Origin of the sequence: Salmonella sp. SAL-020, from assembly GCF_017372215.1 — a bacterium.
GTDB classification, from domain to species: Bacteria; Pseudomonadota; Gammaproteobacteria; order Enterobacterales; family Enterobacteriaceae; genus Salmonella; species Salmonella enterica.
This window is the reverse complement of the sequence record NZ_CP071690.1, coordinates 3,101,914-3,117,891: the sequence shown is the minus strand read 5'-3', so window position 1 is coordinate 3,117,891 and position 15,978 is coordinate 3,101,914. Positions and strand designations below refer to the sequence as shown.

Here is a 15,978-nt window from a genome sequence, read left to right as displayed (position 1 = left end):
CAATGAGGCGGTCAGCGATTCAAGAGATAGTAAGCTTATCGACCGTTATTATTATTCTTAATAAAAGGAGAGTGGTTCCAGAATGGCGCGCGGCGCCATTCTGATAATACATTTAATTATTGCATCGTCCGGAAACGTACTTATAACGTTCGCCATCTGGTACAAATTCCAGCCGGTGGGTAATACAGGCAGGCGCATCCTCTGCATGATGGGAAACGAACAGCAGTTGGGTCTCTCCCTGGCGAATTAATACATCTACAAAACGGCGTACCAGTTGGCGGTTCAGCGGGTCCAACCCTTGCAGCGGCTCATCCAGAATCAACACTGTCGGATGCTTAACCAGCGCGCGCACGATCAGCGCCAGCCGCTGCTGTCCCCAGGAGAGACTGTGGAAGGGGGCATCCGCCGTACGCTTATCGATTCCCAGAATATCCAGCCACTGTTGCGCCAGTTTTCGTTGCCTGTCTGAAACGGCCTGGTAAATGCCGATAGAATCGAAATAGCCGGAGAGAATGACATTGCGCACCGTGGTACTGACGCGGTAATCCAGATGTAAACTGCTGCTGACGTAGCCGATATGTTTTTTGATATCCCAGATTGTTTCGCCGCTTCCTCGCCGCCGCCCGAACAGCGTAAGATCGTTGCTGTAGCCTTGCGGATGATCGCCAGTAATAAGGCTAAGCAACGTAGACTTACCCGCTCCGTTAGGACCGACGATCTGCCAGTGTTCGCCCGGATTGACTCGCCAGCTTAGGTGGTGGAGGATAGGGCGATCGTTATACGAGACTACGCCATCGTTAAGTACGATCCGTGGTTCGCCATCGGGTAACGCATGGCGGGCGGAAGGTTCGTCCGGTTCGGGTAATTGTACGTCGGTCAGACGCTCGCTGTGCGCGAGTTGAGCAACCAACGCCCGTTGCAGCAACTCCGCCGTCGTTCCGGTCTCCGCCAGCGTACAGTCGGCAAGCACGCCGGCAAACTGCACGAAGTCCGGGATCTCATCAAAACGGTTGAGTACCAGCGCCAGGGTCATACCCGCCTGGTTCAACGCCGTCAGGCGTTGCGCCAGTTGTTGACGGGCGGTCACGTCAAGCCCGTCGAACGGTTCATCAAGGATTAATAACTCCGGCTCAGACATCAGCGCCTGACACAGCAGCGCTTTTCGCGTCTCGCCGGTAGAAAGGTATTTAAAACGCCTGTTGAGTAAAGTGGAAATGCCGAACTGCTGCGCCAGCATCGCACAGCGGGCAGGATGGTGAACTTCATCCTGAATAATTTCCGCGGTAGTGCGCCCGGTATCGTCTTCGCCAGGACTGAGCATATCGGTGTTATTACGTTGCCACTCATCGCTGACCAGCTTTTGCAATTGTTCAAAGGACAGACGAGTAATGCGGGTAAACCGACACTGGCGCTCGCCAGTTAATAACGGCAGTTCGCCCGCCAGCGCGCGGGCGAGCGCCGACTTCCCGCTCCCGTTAGCCCCAACGAATGCCCAGCTATCGCCCGCATTGAGCGTCAGCGAATCCAGATGAAGTGTTTTTGTATCGCTCAGACGAAACGTGCCTTGCGAAATTTGCAACGATGACATTTTGCATCCCATTTTTTGCAGCGATGAATGACAGGGATACGTCTTTCGGCAACGGATGTCAATGTGCTTAGCACAACGTTGCAATAATCACTCTGTCCGCATTAAACCAGGCAATCACGTCATCGCCTTCCTTTAACGTGGCGGCATCTGAAGTCGGTATCGTGGCGCACAGCGTCTGGCCGTCCGGCAGCGCCATCAACACTTCACACTGTTCCGCGCCGCGCTCGATATGGCTGATCGTTCCCGACAACTGATTGTCAGCGGCGCGCGCAACGGCTGCATCCCGGGTAATGCCAACCCACGGTGCTTTTAGCAGGATCAGCACTTCTTTACCTTCCTCCAGGCCGAGACGCTCGCCGCTTTGCGCCGTCAGCGCGACTTTAAGCCGCGTTTTGCCGTCGGCCAGCAGCACATCGACATGCTGTTGCACCTGATCGCGATCGCGGGCGGTAATGGTGCCGAACCACTGATTTCGGGCGCTGGTTTGCAGTGAAAAGCGGGAAATAGCGGCCAGCAGACTGTCAAGCGGCAGGGCGTCATCGTCACTTAACACATCGAACGCTTTTTGCTGAATTTGGCCCAGCAAATCGTAAAGCTGGATCAGACGCTGACCATAGCGGGTTAATACCGCGCCGCCGCCGCCTTTGCCGCCCGTTGCGCGCTCAACCAGCATATGTTCGCTAAGCTGGTTCATGTCGTTTATCGCATCCCAGGCGCTCTTATAGCTGATTCCCGCGTCTTTCGCGCCCTGACTAATAGAGCCGGAAAGCGCAATGTGTTTCAGCAGAGAGATACGTCGGGGATCGGCAAAAAGCTTTTGCTGAAGTTTCAGGGTAAGAAGGATTTCGGCCTGCATAACCAGCTCCTGGTAAAAAGACTATTGTGACTGAAAAGCGCGTCAGCGCAAAGCCGACCGCACAAAAGGGGAGTGCTTTTCTGTGTGATGCGGTTAAAATACAAAAAGGACTATATCTGGAGTTGCCCATGTTAGAGTTATTAAAAAGTCTGGTATTCGCCGTCATCATGGTACCGGTAGTGATGGCCATCATCCTCGGTCTGATTTACGGTCTGGGTGAGGTGTTCAACATTTTTTCCGGTATCGGTCAGAAAGACCAGTCCAGACAGAACCGCTGATTTCCCCAAACGCCCGCTCAGTCGGGCGTTTTTGTTACTCAAGATCCTGCTTTTCCTGCCGATATTTTCTGTGTTTAATCGTTAATGGGTATGAATAACCGCTGGGAAACCCCTGAGATTATCGTTATATTGTCGCTTACATAACGAAACACACAAGGAGTTACAGATGGCGCATTCCTGGTTACGCCTGGTCGCAGGGGCAACATTATCTTTCGTCATCGCCGGTCATGCGCTGGCGGATGAAGGCAAGATCACCGTATTTGCCGCCGCGTCGCTAACGAACGCGATGCAAGACATTGCGGCAGAATATAAAAAAGAGAAAAATGTGGATGTGGTCTCCTCATTCGCCTCCTCTTCAACGCTGGCGCGCCAGATAGAAGCGGGCGCGCCGGCGGACCTGTTCATCTCTGCTGATCAGAAATGGATGGATTACGCAGCCGATAAAAAAGCGGTGGATACCACGACGCGCGAAACATTGCTTGGCAATAGCCTGGTGGTGGTGGCGCCGAAAGCCAGCGAGCAGAAACCGTTTACCATCGACAACAAAACGGACTGGATTCGTCTGTTGAACGGCGGGCGTCTGGCAGTGGGCGATCCGCAACACGTACCGGCGGGAATTTATGCCAAAGAAGCGCTGCAAAAGCTGGGCGCATGGCAAACGCTTGAACCGAAACTGGCGCCGGGCGAGGATGTGCGCGGCGCGTTGGCGCTGGTCGAACGTAACGAAGCGCCTTTGGGCATTGTATATGGTTCTGATGCGGTTGCCAGCAAGGGGGTCAACGTGGTGGCGACGTTCCCGGAAGATTCACATAAAAAAGTGGAATACCCCATCGCTATCGTGGAGGGGCATAAAAATGCGACCGTCAGCGCGTTCTATGATTACCTGAAAGGACCGCAGGCCTCGGCAATCTTTAAACGTTATGGATTTACGACGAAGTAATGATACTGACCGATCCAGAATGGCAGGCTGTCCTTCTTAGCCTGAAAGTGTCTTCCCTGGCCGTGCTGTTTAGCCTGCCGTTTGGGATCTTTTTTGCCTGGTTACTGGTACGATGCCGGTTTCCGGGCAAAGCCTTACTTGATAGCGTCCTGCATCTGCCGCTGGTGCTGCCGCCGGTGGTGGTCGGCTATCTGCTGCTGGTGTCGATGGGGCGACGCGGGTTTATTGGCCAGTGGCTGTATGACTGGTTCGGTCTCACGTTTGCCTTTAGCTGGCGCGGCGCCGTGCTGGCGGCGGCGGTGATGTCCTTCCCGCTGATGGTGCGGGCCATTCGGCTGGCGCTGGAGGGGGTGGATATCAAGCTTGAACAGGCCGCCAGAACGCTGGGCGCCGGGCGCTGGCGCGTTTTTCTGACTATCACCTTACCGCTTACCCTGCCGGGCATTATTGTCGGTACGGTGCTGGCGTTTGCCCGTTCGCTTGGCGAATTTGGCGCGACCATTACCTTTGTTTCTAATATTCCGGGCGAAACCCGCACCATACCTTCCGCCATGTATACCTTGATCCAGACGCCGGGCGGGGAGAGCGCGGCGGCGAGGCTGTGCGTGATTTCGATTGTATTAGCGCTGATTTCGCTGTTGATTTCTGAATGGCTGGCGCGGATTAGCCGTGAACGGACGGGGCGCTAACCATGCTGGAGCTTAATTTTTCCCAGACGCTGGGAACGCACTGTTTAACCCTCAACGAAACGCTGCCAGCCAGTGGGATCACGGCTATCTTTGGCGTCTCCGGCGCGGGAAAAACCTCGCTGATTAATGCCATCAGCGGTTTGACTCGCCCGCAAAAAGGACGCATCGCGCTGAATGGCCGGGTGTTGCATGACGCGGAAAACGGTATCTGTTTAACGCCGGAAAAGCGCCGCATCGGTTATGTTTTCCAGGATGCGCGCCTGTTCCCCCATTACAAAGTACGCGGCAATTTGCGCTACGGCATGGCGAAAAGCATGACCGGTCAGTTTGATAAGCTGGTGTCGCTGCTGGGAATTGAAGCGTTGCTTGATCGCCTGCCGGGGAGCTTGTCCGGCGGAGAAAAACAGCGCGTAGCGATAGGCCGGGCATTGCTCACCGCCCCGGAGTTGCTGCTGTTGGACGAACCGTTGGCCTCGCTGGATATCCCGCGTAAACGCGAATTACTGCCGTACCTGCAACGGCTGGCGCGGGAAATCAATATTCCCATGCTGTATGTCAGCCATTCTCTCGATGAAATTCTCCACCTGGCGGATAAAGTCATGGTGCTGGAGGATGGACAGGTTAAAGCGTTTGGCCCGCTGGAAGAAGTCTGGGGAAGCAGCGTTATGCACCCGTGGCTGCCGAAAGAGCAACAGAGCAGTATTCTGAAAGTTAGCGTGCTGGAGCATCACCCACATTATGCCATGACCGCCCTGGCGCTTGGCGACCAGCACCTGTGGGTAAATAAACTCAATCAGCCGCTGCAATCCACACTGCGTATTCGTATACAGGCGTCGGATGTCTCGCTGGTACTACAGCCGCCGCAGCAGACCAGTATCCGCAACGTATTGCGGGCAAAAGTGGCGAATTGTTATGACGATAACGGACAGGTGGAAGTCCAGCTTGAGATAGGCGGCAGAACGCTGTGGGCGCGAATAAGCCCGTGGGCCAGGGATGAGCTGAATATCAAGCCTGGCCTGTGGCTTTACGCGCAGGTGAAAAGCGTTTCTATCACCGCCTGACTATAGTAGGTGGGTGTAAATAAATTTGGCGATGCTATCGGTAGTGTTATCGCCGATCACAACGTCAGCGCGCGCTTTCACCGCCTCATCGGCGTTGCCCATCGCAACGCCGGTGCCTGCCGCCTCCAGCATACTGATGTCGTTGTAGTTATCGCCGAAAGCGATCACATTTTTCATTGACCCTCCCTGCGCTTCTATCCACTGGGTAAGGCGCTTGCCTTTACTGTTGCCTTTGCGCGCGATATCCACCTGATCGTGCCATGACCATTCGCACTCCAGGCCAAGCGCCTGTTCAACATGCTGACCGAACCGCTGTAGCCTGGGAATATCTTCATCGGTAAGCGCAAACTTCCACACGGCATTCACGTCGCGCGCCGCCTGCGCCAACGAAGAGACCTGTGTAAAGGTCGGACGTTGCTCCGGCGGCAAGGTCTGCGCCCACCGGGAGGTACGCACGACGTGACCGGTTGGGTGTTCGTAAAGCATAGCGTCATCAACATACATCAGGCCGTGAATCTGATGCTCATCCAGTAAATCAATCAACTGCAACGCCTTATCCACGGGCATAGGATCGGCATCCAGGACAGTTTTAGCTTGATAATCATACAAATAGGTGCCGTTGCAGCAAATAGCAGGTGTTTCCAGCGCCAGCGCCTGATAAAAAGGATGAATAGCAACGTGATGGCGACCCGTGACAATGATAAGTTGAAAGCCCGCCTCTTTGGCGCGTGATAGCGCTTCAAGCGAGGAGGGGAGTAAGGTTTTATGCGGGGTTAATAATGTTCCGTCTAAATCGAGGGCAATCACGCGTGCAGTCATAATTTTTTCCAGATTAAGAGTAATAATTCCGTCTGTCGGCATGGTACACCGGGACGGTAAGCAGACAAAATTCTGCGTCTGAATTCAGCATTCGCCGTCAAAAGCGACTACGTTAAGCTGTGTCCTGTTATTGCAGCTACATGCCATATGCAAAGGAGTATTCATGAAACAAACAGTCTATACCGCCAGCCCTGAGAGTCAGCAAATTCACGTCTGGAGCCTGAACCACGAAGGGACGCTGACGCTGGTGCAGGTCGTGGATGTGCCCGGTCAGGTTCAGCCGATGGTGGTCAGTCCGGATAAACGCTACCTCTATGTCGGCGTGCGCCCGGAGTTTCGTGTCCTGGCGTATCGTATTGCGCCGGATGATGGCGCGCTGACGTTTGCCGCCGAATCCGCCCTGCCGGGTAGCCCGACCCATATTTCTACCGATCATCATGGTCGTTTTGTCTTTGTCGGATCGTATAACGCCGGTAATGTCAGCGTGACGCGCTTACAGGATGGCCTGCCGGTTGAGTTGGTGGATGTGGTGGAGGGGCTGGACGGCTGCCACTCGGCAAATATTACGCCTGATAACCGTACCCTGTGGGTGCCTGCGCTAAAACAGGATCGCATTTGTCTGTTTACGCTAAGCGATGACGGCCATCTGGTGGCCCAGGAGCCGGCGGAAGTAAATACAGTTGAAGGGGCAGGCCCGCGTCATATGGTCTTCCACCCGAATCGACAATATGCGTATTGCGTCAATGAACTGAACAGTTCGGTGGATGTCTGGCAGCTTAAAAATCCGCATGGCGAGATAGAGTGCGTGCAAACGCTGGATATGATGCCCGCCGATTTTTCCGATACCCGCTGGGCGGCGGATATTCATATTACGCCGGATGGACGGCATCTGTATGCCTGTGACCGCACCGCCAGTCTGATTACCGTCTTTAGTGTCTCCGAAGATGGCAGCGTACTGAGCGTTGAAGGCTTCCAGCCGACGGAAGCCCAACCGCGCGGCTTTAATATCGACAATAGCGGAAAATACCTGATTGCTGCGGGTCAAAAATCACATCATATCGCGGTCTATGAAATTACGGGCACTCAGGGGTTGCTGACGGAAAAAGGCCGTTATGCCGTCGGCCAGGGGCCAATGTGGGTTGTGGTGAACGCGTACTAAAGCGCTGTGTGCCGGATGGAGGCGGGCTGGAACTCATCAAGGCGGGATGCCTGATTAATTTCAATAAACATTGCTTGCAGTAAAACCACGGGCCGCCACATCTGCTGCGGCGGCCCGTTTATAAGCCTGAACCGGAACGGTGATTACTGCTTAGGTTCCGCCACTACTTTACTGCCTACACCGCGGTTGTTGTATTCCCACATGCGGTTGTAGTTAGTGTCGTTCAGATTACGCTGCACCTCGTCTTTGTCATCCACGGTCCCCGTATTTCCAGCAAACGGACGTTTCGAGATGACCGCGTCGGCCCACGGTTTGGCAACGTTGAAGCCCTCGTTAATCACGCTGTCGCGGATCACGACCTGACCGTTGGTGTTGGCGTCGACATCCAGCGAGCGGCCAAGCTGCGCAACGCCATCGCCGGAGGCGTTAAAGCGGCTGTTGATCGCCAAAAAGCCATAGTAAATATTGGACAGCGTCGCCGGGGCGAAGACGTAGGCTTCCTGCTGTGTGCGGGAGTTGACGACCTGGAAGTTGGTGTTATCGAACACCACGGCGCCGCGTCCGGAAACCATATCCACATCGCCTTCAATATAGCTGTTCGTCACCAGCGTACGCGGCTGGCGATCGGTTTGCAGACGGTTCTGCACGCCGCTGTTGGTCACAAAGAAGGTGTTCTGGCGGCCAAGGATATTGACCTTGTTAATCTGGACTTTGTCGCCATCGGTACGCAACGCCACCGCCGGATGGTTTCCGGCATCGACGCTGTCGCCTAGCGTGTTCTCGATGGTCAGATTTTGTAGCTGCAGACCGTTATTCTGCGACCAGAACGCGGCAGAACACATCACACCGATCGTCGCGGCGTGTTTGCTTTGGCAGTTATCGAACATATACCAGGCGGGTTTACCAGGCATATATTTCCCGCCGGGATTCACCGCGCGGCGCCAGTCAGCGACGCTCATTTCACCATCAATCGCCATCCCAATTTTCACATCGATCGGTTTTTCACCGGTCCCGTACAGGGTCAGACTTCCCGGCGCGGCGGGAACATACACGGTCCCCTGATAGTCGCCCGGCATAATAGCAATGTACTGGCGTTTGTTCGTGCGTTTAACCATTGCCGCATCGACCGCGGCCTGAATCGAGGTGTGCGTAACGCCTGGCGTACCTGCCGGCCCCACCACAAAGTCAGGCTGTGCGGGCAGGGTAATCGGCGACGGCGACCACGGGGCGGTATTCGGCGTCAGGGAGGCAAAATAGCGCGCCGCAACGAAGTTTTTCGCTTCATTTGCCGACAGAATTGGGCGCGAGGCGGTGCCAGGCGCGGTTTGATCGGAAGGGATCTGATCGGGTGGCGTAGAGCTACAGGCGCTCAGCGTCACGCCAAAAGCCAGTGCCAGCGCCAGACGGGAAACCGATAATGTATTCACAGGTTGCTCCGGGCTTGAAAAAGTTAAATGACATCCATTGAAGCCTGCTTTTTTATACTAAGTTGAACGAAACGGGAAGGCGAAAAGGTAAAAAGTTCCTTTTCAGGCCGGAAACACCTGTAGCATCAGATAGTTTTATCACAATTAAGCAACAACTTTCGCGCTTTGAGTTGACAATCCGGAGCAGAAAGAAAATAAATGTCTATACAACTCATGACAGGCAAGAGAGCGACAGGAATGCGGCAACTTTTACCGGGCGATACTGTCTGGCGAAACATCAGGCTGGCGACAATGGACCCGCAGCGGCAAGCCCCGTACGGGCTGGTGGATAACCAGGCGCTGATTGTACGCGAAGGGCATATTTGCGATATCGTGCCAGAGACGCAGCTTCCTGTCAGTGGGGACAATATCCATGATATGCAGGGACGACTGGTAACCCCGGGACTTATCGATTGCCACACGCATCTGGTGTTTGCCGGTAACCGCGCCGCAGAGTGGGAGCAGCGGCTTAACGGCGCGTCATACCAGCATATTAGCGCTCAGGGCGGCGGCATTAACGCGACGGTATCAGCAACCCGCGCCTGTGCGGAGGAGACGCTCTACCTGCTGGCGCGCGAACGCATGATGCGCCTTGCCAGCGAAGGCGTTACGCTGCTGGAGATTAAATCCGGCTATGGCCTGGAGCTGGCGACAGAAGAAAAGCTGTTGCGCGTTGCTGCAAAACTTGCCGCCGAAAACGCTATCGACATTAGCCCCACGCTATTGGCCGCTCATGCTACGCCAGCGGAGTATCGTGACGACCCGGACGGCTACATCACTCTGGTCTGCGAGACGATGATTCCGCAGCTCTGGCAAAAAGGGTTATTTGATGCGGTAGACCTCTTTTGCGAGAGCGTCGGCTTTAATGTGGCGCAGAGTGAGCGCGTATTGCAGACGGCGAAGGCGTTAGGTATTCCCGTTAAAGGCCATGTTGAGCAGCTTTCGCTGTTGGGCGGCGCGCAGCTGGTGAGTCGCTATCAGGGTTTATCGGCGGATCATATCGAATATCTTGATGAAGCGGGCGTCGCGGCGATGCGTGACGGCGGTACTGTCGGCGTGTTGTTGCCTGGCGCGTTTTATTTTCTGCGCGAGACGCAGCGCCCGCCGGTGGAACTGCTGCGCCGCTATCAGGTGCCTGTCGCCGTCGCCAGCGATTTCAATCCCGGCACCAGCCCGTTTTGCAGTTTGCATCTGGCGATGAATATGGCCTGCGTACAGTTTGGTCTGACGTCGGAAGAGGCATGGGCGGGCGTTACGCGCCATGCCGCTCGTGCGCTGGGAAGACAGGCGACGCATGGGCAGCTCAGGGCCGACTACCGGGCGGATTTTGTGGTGTGGGATGCTGAACAGCCGGTAGAGGTTGTGTATGAGCCGGGGCGTAATCCTTTATATCAGCGGGTATACAGAGGACAAATCTCATGACGCAATGGTATCCGGCTTCTCCGGCGCTCTGGCAGGGGCGCGATGACAGTATAGAAGCGCCGGATGCGCGGCGTCTGTTTCAGACCGTCACGCGCAGCGAGACCTTTTCCCCCGAAAACTGGCAGCAAAAGATCGCGTTAATGGGATTTGCCTGCGACGAGGGGGTAAAACGCAATGCAGGGCGTCCCGGCGCGGCAGGCGCCCCGGATGCGTTGCGTAAAGCGCTGGCGAATATGGCCAGCCACCAGGGACATGAACGGCTAGTGGATTTAGGCAATTGGGTTGCGCCTACGCCCGATCTGGAAGGCGCGCAGCAGGCCTTGCGCGATGCGGTAAGCCGCTGTCTGCGGGCCGGGATGCGCACGCTGGTGCTGGGCGGTGGGCATGAAACCGCGTTTGGACACGGCGCGGGGGTGCTGGACGCGTTTGCGCAGGAAAGCGTAGGTATCATTAATCTTGATGCGCATCTGGATCTCCGTCAGACCGACCGGGCAACATCCGGGACGCCGTTTCGTCAACTGGCGCAGCTATGCGACGCGCAGAGCCGCGCGTTTCATTATGCCTGTTTCGGCGTGAGCCGTGCGGCGAATACGCAGGCGTTGTGGCGGGAAGCGCAGTGGCGGAATGTTACCGTGGTGGAGGATCTTGACTGCCATGACGCGCTGGCGCAGATGACGCAGTTTATCGACAAGGTGGATAAAATTTATCTGACTATCGATCTCGACGTATTGCCTGTCTGGGAAATGCCGGCCGTCTCCGCTCCCGCAGCGCTGGGCGTGCCGCTGATACAGGTTCTGCGTTTAATTGAGCCGGTTTGCCGCAGCGGAAAATTACAGGCGGCGGATCTGGTTGAGTTTAATCCACGCTTTGATGAAGATGGCGCAGCGGCGCGCGTGGCGGCGCGGCTTGGCTGGCAAATCGCGCACTGGTGGCGTTAATCTGTCATCCGGAAAACACTCTCCGCATAAGGAAGGCTTCACGCATGTATTCATCCCGCTCCCGTTCTGCACCTGCGCCTTTTTACGAAACGGTGAAACAGGACATCTGTAAAAAAATAGCCGGCGGCGTCTGGCAGCCGCACGATCGCATTCCGTCGGAAGCTGAACTGGTCGCTCAGTATGGCTTTAGCCGAATGACCATCAACCGGGCGCTGCGTGAGCTGACGGATGAAGGGTGGCTGGTGCGTTTACAGGGCGTGGGGACGTTTGTCGCCGAACCGAAAGGCCAGTCCGCGCTGTTTGAAGTCCGCAGTATCGCCGAGGAGATTGCCGCCCGCCGTCATCAGCATCGTTGTGAGGTGCTCACGCTGGAGCGCGTGCGGGCAAACGCCATCCAGGCCAGCGCTCTCAACGTCAATGAGAGCGATGTCATTTTCCATTCCATCATGGTGCATTATGAAAACGATCTGCCGGTACAAATTGAAGATCGCTGCGTGAATGCGGATATTGCCGTGGATTACCTGACGCAGGATTACCGTCAGACCACGCCGCACGCTTATTTGTCGCGGATCGCGCCGCTAACGGAAGGGGAACATATTGTGGAGGCGGTGCGCGCCACGGCGCAAGAGTGCGCGTGGTTAACTATCAAAGAGCATGAGCCTTGTCTGCTCATTCGTCGTACAACCTGGTCCGCGTCGCGGATTGTTTCTCACGCCCGCTTACTTTTCCCCGGGTCGCGCTATCGGCTACAGGGACGATTTATCTCCTGAGCGGGCCGCTGCCGGAAAACGTGATTGCTGACACAATATAACAAAATTGTATCATTTTTGTTAATTCTATTCTTGTGCTTACTTGTATAGACAAGTATATGTCTGATTCTTATCTGTGGGTCTGCGGCGGTGCCTGATAGTGGCGTTTTAGCGTTATTTGGCGATGGCAGACCGATAATAATGAGGAGTCATTGCTATGCCTGAAAGCAAGTATCGTCAGCAGACTATCCGCGCGCCCCGAGGCACGGTATTAACGGCGAAAAGCTGGCTGACAGAAGCCCCGCTGCGGATGTTAATGAATAATCTCGATCCTGACGTGGCGGAAAATCCGCATGAGCTGGTGGTCTACGGCGGGATTGGTCGCGCCGCGCGCAACTGGGAATGCTATGACGCTATTGTTGATGCGCTCACCCGGCTGGAGGCGGACGAAACGTTGCTTATTCAGTCTGGCAAACCGGTCGGCGTATTTAAAACGCACGACAACGCGCCGCGGGTATTAATCGCCAACTCCAACCTGGTTCCCCACTGGGCGACATGGGAACACTTTAACGAACTGGATGCGAAAGGGCTGGCGATGTACGGTCAAATGACGGCCGGAAGCTGGATCTATATCGGCAGTCAGGGAATCGTGCAGGGAACATACGAAACCTTTGTCGAGGCGGGGTGTCAGCACTATAACGGCACGCTGGCGGGACGCTGGGTGCTGACCGCCGGATTGGGCGGCATGGGCGGCGCGCAACCGCTAGCCGCGACGCTGGCCGGAGCGTGTTCGCTGACGATTGAATGCCAGCAAAGCCGTATCGATTTTCGTCTGCGTACTCGTTACGTGGATGAGCAGGCCGCCACGCTGGATGACGCGCTGGCCCGCATTACGCGCTACACCCGCGAGGGGAAAGCCGTGTCCGTCGCCCTGTGCGCGAACGCGGCGGATATCCTGCCGGAACTGGTTAATCGCGGCGTGCGCCCGGACCTGGTGACCGATCAGACCAGCGCCCACGATCCGCTACATGGCTATTTACCCTCCGGCTGGCGCTGGGAGGAGTATCAGAAAAACGCGCAATCCGATCCCCACGGGACGATGCAGGCAGCAAAACGTTCCATGGCGGCGCATGTTCGGGCGATGCTGGCGTTCAGTAAAATGGGCGTGCCGACCTTTGACTATGGCAACAATATTCGTCAGATGGCGAAAGAGATGGGGGTGGAAAACGCCTTTGATTTTCCGGGATTTGTGCCAGCCTATATTCGTCCGCTGTTCTGTCGTGGTATCGGGCCGTTTCGCTGGGTGGCGCTGTCCGGCGATCCGCAGGATATCTATAAAACCGATGCCAAAGTCAAAGAGATAGTGGCTGAGGATAAACATCTGCATCACTGGCTGGATATGGCGCGCGAGCGCATTCATTTTCAGGGGTTACCGGCGCGTATCTGCTGGGTAGGCCTGGAGTGGCGGCAAAAACTGGGGCTGGCGTTCAACGAAATGGTGCGTTGCGGCGAGGTATCCGCGCCCATTGTGATTGGCCGCGATCACCTGGATTCCGGCTCTGTCGCCAGCCCTAACCGTGAAACCGAAGCGATGCGCGACGGTTCCGACGCGGTTTCCGACTGGCCGCTGTTAAATGCGTTGCTGAATACCGCCAGCGGGGCGACATGGGTATCGCTCCATCATGGCGGCGGGGTGGGAATGGGGTTTTCGCAACACGCCGGTATGGTGATTGTCTGTGATGGCACTGACGAGGCCGCCGCGCGTATTCGCCGCGTGTTACACAACGATCCGGCGACGGGCGTCATGCGCCATGCCGATGCCGGATATGATCTCGCGGTGGAATGCGCTGTTGAGCAAGGTCTGAATTTACCGATGGTTGCGGCGACGCAGGGGAAAGGCTGATATGAACACCATGACACTCACTCCGGGGCAGTTAAGCCTCTCTCAACTGTACGATGTCTGGCGTCATCCGGTACAGCTTCGGCTGGACGCCAGCGCCATTGACGGCATTAACGCCAGCGTCGCGTGCGTCAATGATATCGTTGCCGAAGGGCGTACCGCCTACGGCATCAACACCGGTTTCGGCCTGCTGGCGCAGACGCGCATCGCTGATGAAGACTTGCAAAATCTACAGCGATCGTTGGTGCTGTCTCACGCCGCGGGCGTAGGCGACCCACTGGATGACGCGATGGTGCGTCTGATCATGGTATTGAAAATCAATAGCCTGGCGCGCGGGTTTTCCGGAATTCGGTTGAGCGTGATAGAAGCGCTCATCGCTCTGGTGAATGCCGGCGTGTATCCGCTGATTCCGGCAAAAGGCTCGGTTGGCGCGTCGGGCGACTTAGCGCCGCTGGCGCATCTGTCGCTGACGCTGCTTGGCGAAGGAAAAGCGCGCTGGCAGGGCGAATGGCTTCCGGCGCAGACGGCGCTAAAAAAGGCCGGACTGGAGCCTGTCGCGCTGGCGGCCAAAGAGGGGCTGGCGCTGCTTAATGGCACCCAGGCATCAACGGCCTTCGCGCTGCGCGGTTTGTTTGAGGCACAGGAGTTATTTGCCTCCGCCGTTGTCTGCGGCGCGCTGACTACCGAAGCCGTACTGGGATCGCGCCGTCCTTTTGATGCGCGCATTCATGCCGCGCGCGGACAACAGGGGCAAATTGACGTCGCGCGGTTGTTCCGGCACCTGCTGACCGATACCAGCGCCATTGCTGAATCACATCACCACTGTCATAAAGTTCAGGACCCGTATTCCCTTCGCTGCCAGCCGCAGGTAATGGGCGCTTGTCTGACCCAGTTACGTCAGACGAAAGAGGTACTGCTGGCTGAGGCCAACGCGGTATCCGATAATCCGCTGGTCTTTGCCGATGCGGGGGAGGTGATCTCCGGCGGTAACTTCCATGCTGAACCGGTTGCCATGGCGGCGGATAATCTGGCGCTGGCGATAGCGGAAATCGGCGCGCTATCGGAGCGGCGCATCGCGCTGATGATGGATAAACATATGTCGCAGTTACCGCCGTTCCTGGTGAAAAATGGCGGCGTTAATTCCGGTTTTATGATTGCCCAGGTCACCGCCGCGGCGCTCGCCAGCGAGAATAAAGCGCTGGCGCACCCGCACAGCGTGGATAGCCTGCCGACCTCGGCGAATCAGGAAGATCATGTCTCAATGGCCCCGGCGGCAGGGCGGCGACTCTGGGAAATGGCGGCGAATACCCGCGGCATCATTGCCGTGGAGTGGCTGGCGGCCTGTCAGGGGATAGATTTACGGGAAGGGTTAACCTCCAGCCCGTTACTGGAACAGGCGCGGCAGACACTGCGCGAGCAGGTGGCGCACTATACGCAGGATCGTTTTTTCGCGCCCGATATTGAGTGTGCGACGGCGCTGCTGGCGCAAGGCGCGTTACAGCGTCTGGTGCCGGACTTTATGTGAATGCTGCCGGATGGCGCGGCGCGTATTCGGCTTACCCAACCCGTTGGCAGGGTAAGACGTTTACGCCGCCATCCGGCACAGCGTTTAACTGAACATCGCCGTGATCGAGGCGCTGGCGAGCGAATGGAAATGCACATTAAAGCCGACCATCGCGCCGCTGGCGTCTTCATCAACGTCAAGACGCTCGACGTCCAGCGCGTGAACCGTAAAGATATAGCGGTGCGTTTCCCCTTTAGGCGGCGCCGCGCCGCCGTAGCCCGCTTTACCGAAATCGGTACGCGTCTGAATGACGCCGTCTGGTACGGCCACCAGGCCTGAGCCGAACCCCTGGGTCAGTACGCGCGTATCCGCCGGGAGGTTCACCACCACCCAGTGCCACCAGCCGGAGCCGGTCGGCGCGTCGGGATCGTAACAGGTCACGACAAAACTTTTGGTGCCCATCGGCACGTCGTCCCAGGCCAGATGCGGCGAAATATTATCGCCATCATAGCCCATACCGTTAAAAACGTGGCGATGAGGAAGTTTATCTCCATCGCGCAAATCGTTGCTGATAAGTTTCATGCGCTCTCCTTTTGACTCACCAGAAGT

The 15,978-nt window shown here is 56.5% G+C and carries 15 protein-coding genes; 10 read left to right on the top strand and 5 right to left on the bottom strand.

Translation table 11 applies throughout. The annotated features are described in order from the left end of the window. Positions 1-112: 112 nt before the first annotated feature. A complete protein-coding gene (modF, locus tag J1G48_RS15275) occupies positions 113-1,588 on the bottom strand; it encodes a molybdate ABC transporter ATP-binding protein ModF (RefSeq protein WP_000096946.1) in 1,476 nt (491 codons plus the stop codon). Between the two features lie 67 nt (positions 1,589-1,655). Continuing rightward, on the bottom strand, positions 1,656-2,444 hold the full coding sequence (gene modE / locus J1G48_RS15270; RefSeq protein WP_001147418.1) for a molybdenum-dependent transcriptional regulator: 789 nt from the start codon (positions 2,442-2,444) through the stop codon (positions 1,656-1,658). 128 nt (positions 2,445-2,572) lie between these two features. Between modE and J1G48_RS15265 the strand changes: the two genes are divergently transcribed. The 4 genes from J1G48_RS15265 (at position 2,573) to modC (ending at position 5,412) form a co-directional block, all read left to right on the top strand. Next, the gene (locus J1G48_RS15265; RefSeq protein WP_000891513.1) at positions 2,573-2,722 is read left to right on the top strand and encodes an AcrZ family multidrug efflux pump-associated protein; all 150 of its coding nucleotides are present in this window, start codon (positions 2,573-2,575) and stop codon (positions 2,720-2,722) included. Positions 2,723-2,888: 166 nt separating this feature from the next. Then, a complete protein-coding gene (gene modA, locus J1G48_RS15260; RefSeq protein ID WP_000951416.1) occupies positions 2,889-3,662 on the top strand; it encodes a molybdate ABC transporter substrate-binding protein in 774 nt (257 codons plus the stop codon). Then, a complete protein-coding gene (gene modB / locus J1G48_RS15255) occupies positions 3,662-4,351 on the top strand; it encodes a molybdate ABC transporter permease subunit (RefSeq protein WP_000604026.1) in 690 nt (229 codons plus the stop codon). The genes modA and modB overlap by 1 nt, the downstream gene beginning before the upstream one ends. Positions 4,352-4,353: 2 nt before the next feature. Further along, entirely contained in the window at positions 4,354-5,412 is a 1,059-nt protein-coding gene (gene modC, locus J1G48_RS15250) for a molybdenum ABC transporter ATP-binding protein ModC (RefSeq protein WP_000891710.1), read from the top strand. On the opposite strand, the gene J1G48_RS15245 is transcribed toward modC, so the two are convergent. Next, a complete protein-coding gene (locus J1G48_RS15245; protein ID WP_000127031.1) occupies positions 5,413-6,231 on the bottom strand; it encodes a pyridoxal phosphatase in 819 nt (272 codons plus the stop codon). 163 nt (positions 6,232-6,394) lie between these two features. Here J1G48_RS15245 and pgl point away from each other — a divergent pair, with 163 nt between their 5' ends. Next, positions 6,395-7,390 carry a 6-phosphogluconolactonase gene (pgl, locus tag J1G48_RS15240; RefSeq protein ID WP_000815468.1) on the top strand — a complete coding sequence of 332 codons (996 nt, stop codon included), beginning with the start codon at positions 6,395-6,397 and terminating at the stop codon, positions 7,388-7,390. A gap of 143 nt (positions 7,391-7,533) precedes the next feature. On the opposite strand, the gene J1G48_RS15235 is transcribed toward pgl, so the two are convergent. Continuing rightward, positions 7,534-8,817, bottom strand: a complete 1,284-nt coding sequence (locus tag J1G48_RS15235) for a putative acyl-CoA thioester hydrolase (RefSeq protein WP_001094776.1) — start codon at positions 8,815-8,817, stop codon at positions 7,534-7,536. A 237-nt stretch (positions 8,818-9,054) separates the two neighbouring features. On the opposite strand from J1G48_RS15235, the gene hutI reads away from it, so the two are divergent. The 5 genes from hutI to hutH all read left to right on the top strand — a co-directional run bounded on the left by hutI (position 9,055) and on the right by hutH (position 15,390). Beyond that, the gene (hutI, locus tag J1G48_RS15230) at positions 9,055-10,278 is read left to right on the top strand and encodes an imidazolonepropionase (protein ID WP_001249485.1); all 1,224 of its coding nucleotides are present in this window, start codon (positions 9,055-9,057) and stop codon (positions 10,276-10,278) included. Next, positions 10,275-11,216 carry a formimidoylglutamase gene (gene hutG, locus J1G48_RS15225; RefSeq protein WP_000195683.1) on the top strand — a complete coding sequence of 314 codons (942 nt, stop codon included), beginning with the start codon at positions 10,275-10,277 and terminating at the stop codon, positions 11,214-11,216. The genes hutI and hutG overlap by 4 nt, the downstream gene beginning before the upstream one ends. A 44-nt stretch (positions 11,217-11,260) precedes the next feature. Then, on the top strand, positions 11,261-11,986 hold the full coding sequence (locus J1G48_RS15220) for a histidine utilization repressor (protein WP_000287413.1): 726 nt from the start codon (positions 11,261-11,263) through the stop codon (positions 11,984-11,986). A gap of 196 nt (positions 11,987-12,182) precedes the next feature. After that, positions 12,183-13,868, top strand: a complete 1,686-nt coding sequence (gene hutU / locus J1G48_RS15215) for a urocanate hydratase (protein ID WP_001115195.1) — start codon at positions 12,183-12,185, stop codon at positions 13,866-13,868. 1 nt (position 13,869) lies between these two features. Beyond that, positions 13,870-15,390 (top strand): histidine ammonia-lyase, encoded by a 1,521-nt coding sequence (hutH, locus tag J1G48_RS15210; RefSeq protein WP_001095241.1) that lies wholly within the window; start codon positions 13,870-13,872, stop codon positions 15,388-15,390. Positions 15,391-15,474: 84 nt separating this feature from the next. On the opposite strand, the gene J1G48_RS15205 is transcribed toward hutH, so the two are convergent. Further along, positions 15,475-15,951, bottom strand: a complete 477-nt coding sequence (locus tag J1G48_RS15205; RefSeq protein ID WP_000767403.1) for a kinase inhibitor — start codon at positions 15,949-15,951, stop codon at positions 15,475-15,477. Positions 15,952-15,978 lie beyond the last annotated feature (27 nt).

Bases quoted from the DNA above. Each gene is read 5' to 3' on its own strand.
- modF (WP_000096946.1), bottom strand. From the start codon at position 1,588: ATGTCATCGTTGCAAATTTCGCAAGGCACGTTTCGTCTGAGCGATACA.
- modE (WP_001147418.1), bottom strand. From the start codon at position 2,444: ATGCAGGCCGAAATCCTTCTTACCCTGAAACTTCAGCAAAAGCTTTTT.
- J1G48_RS15265 (WP_000891513.1), top strand. From the start codon at position 2,573: ATGTTAGAGTTATTAAAAAGTCTGGTATTCGCCGTCATCATGGTACCG.
- modA (WP_000951416.1), top strand. From the start codon at position 2,889: ATGGCGCATTCCTGGTTACGCCTGGTCGCAGGGGCAACATTATCTTTC.
- modB (WP_000604026.1), top strand. From the start codon at position 3,662: ATGATACTGACCGATCCAGAATGGCAGGCTGTCCTTCTTAGCCTGAAA.
- modC (WP_000891710.1), top strand. From the start codon at position 4,354: ATGCTGGAGCTTAATTTTTCCCAGACGCTGGGAACGCACTGTTTAACC.
- J1G48_RS15245 (WP_000127031.1), bottom strand. From the start codon at position 6,231: ATGACTGCACGCGTGATTGCCCTCGATTTAGACGGAACATTATTAACC.
- pgl (WP_000815468.1), top strand. From the start codon at position 6,395: ATGAAACAAACAGTCTATACCGCCAGCCCTGAGAGTCAGCAAATTCAC.
- hutI (WP_001249485.1), top strand. From the start codon at position 9,055: ATGCGGCAACTTTTACCGGGCGATACTGTCTGGCGAAACATCAGGCTG.
- hutG (WP_000195683.1), top strand. From the start codon at position 10,275: ATGACGCAATGGTATCCGGCTTCTCCGGCGCTCTGGCAGGGGCGCGAT.
- J1G48_RS15220 (WP_000287413.1), top strand. From the start codon at position 11,261: ATGTATTCATCCCGCTCCCGTTCTGCACCTGCGCCTTTTTACGAAACG.
- hutU (WP_001115195.1), top strand. From the start codon at position 12,183: ATGCCTGAAAGCAAGTATCGTCAGCAGACTATCCGCGCGCCCCGAGGC.
- hutH (WP_001095241.1), top strand. From the start codon at position 13,870: ATGAACACCATGACACTCACTCCGGGGCAGTTAAGCCTCTCTCAACTG.
- J1G48_RS15205 (WP_000767403.1), bottom strand. From the start codon at position 15,951: ATGAAACTTATCAGCAACGATTTGCGCGATGGAGATAAACTTCCTCAT.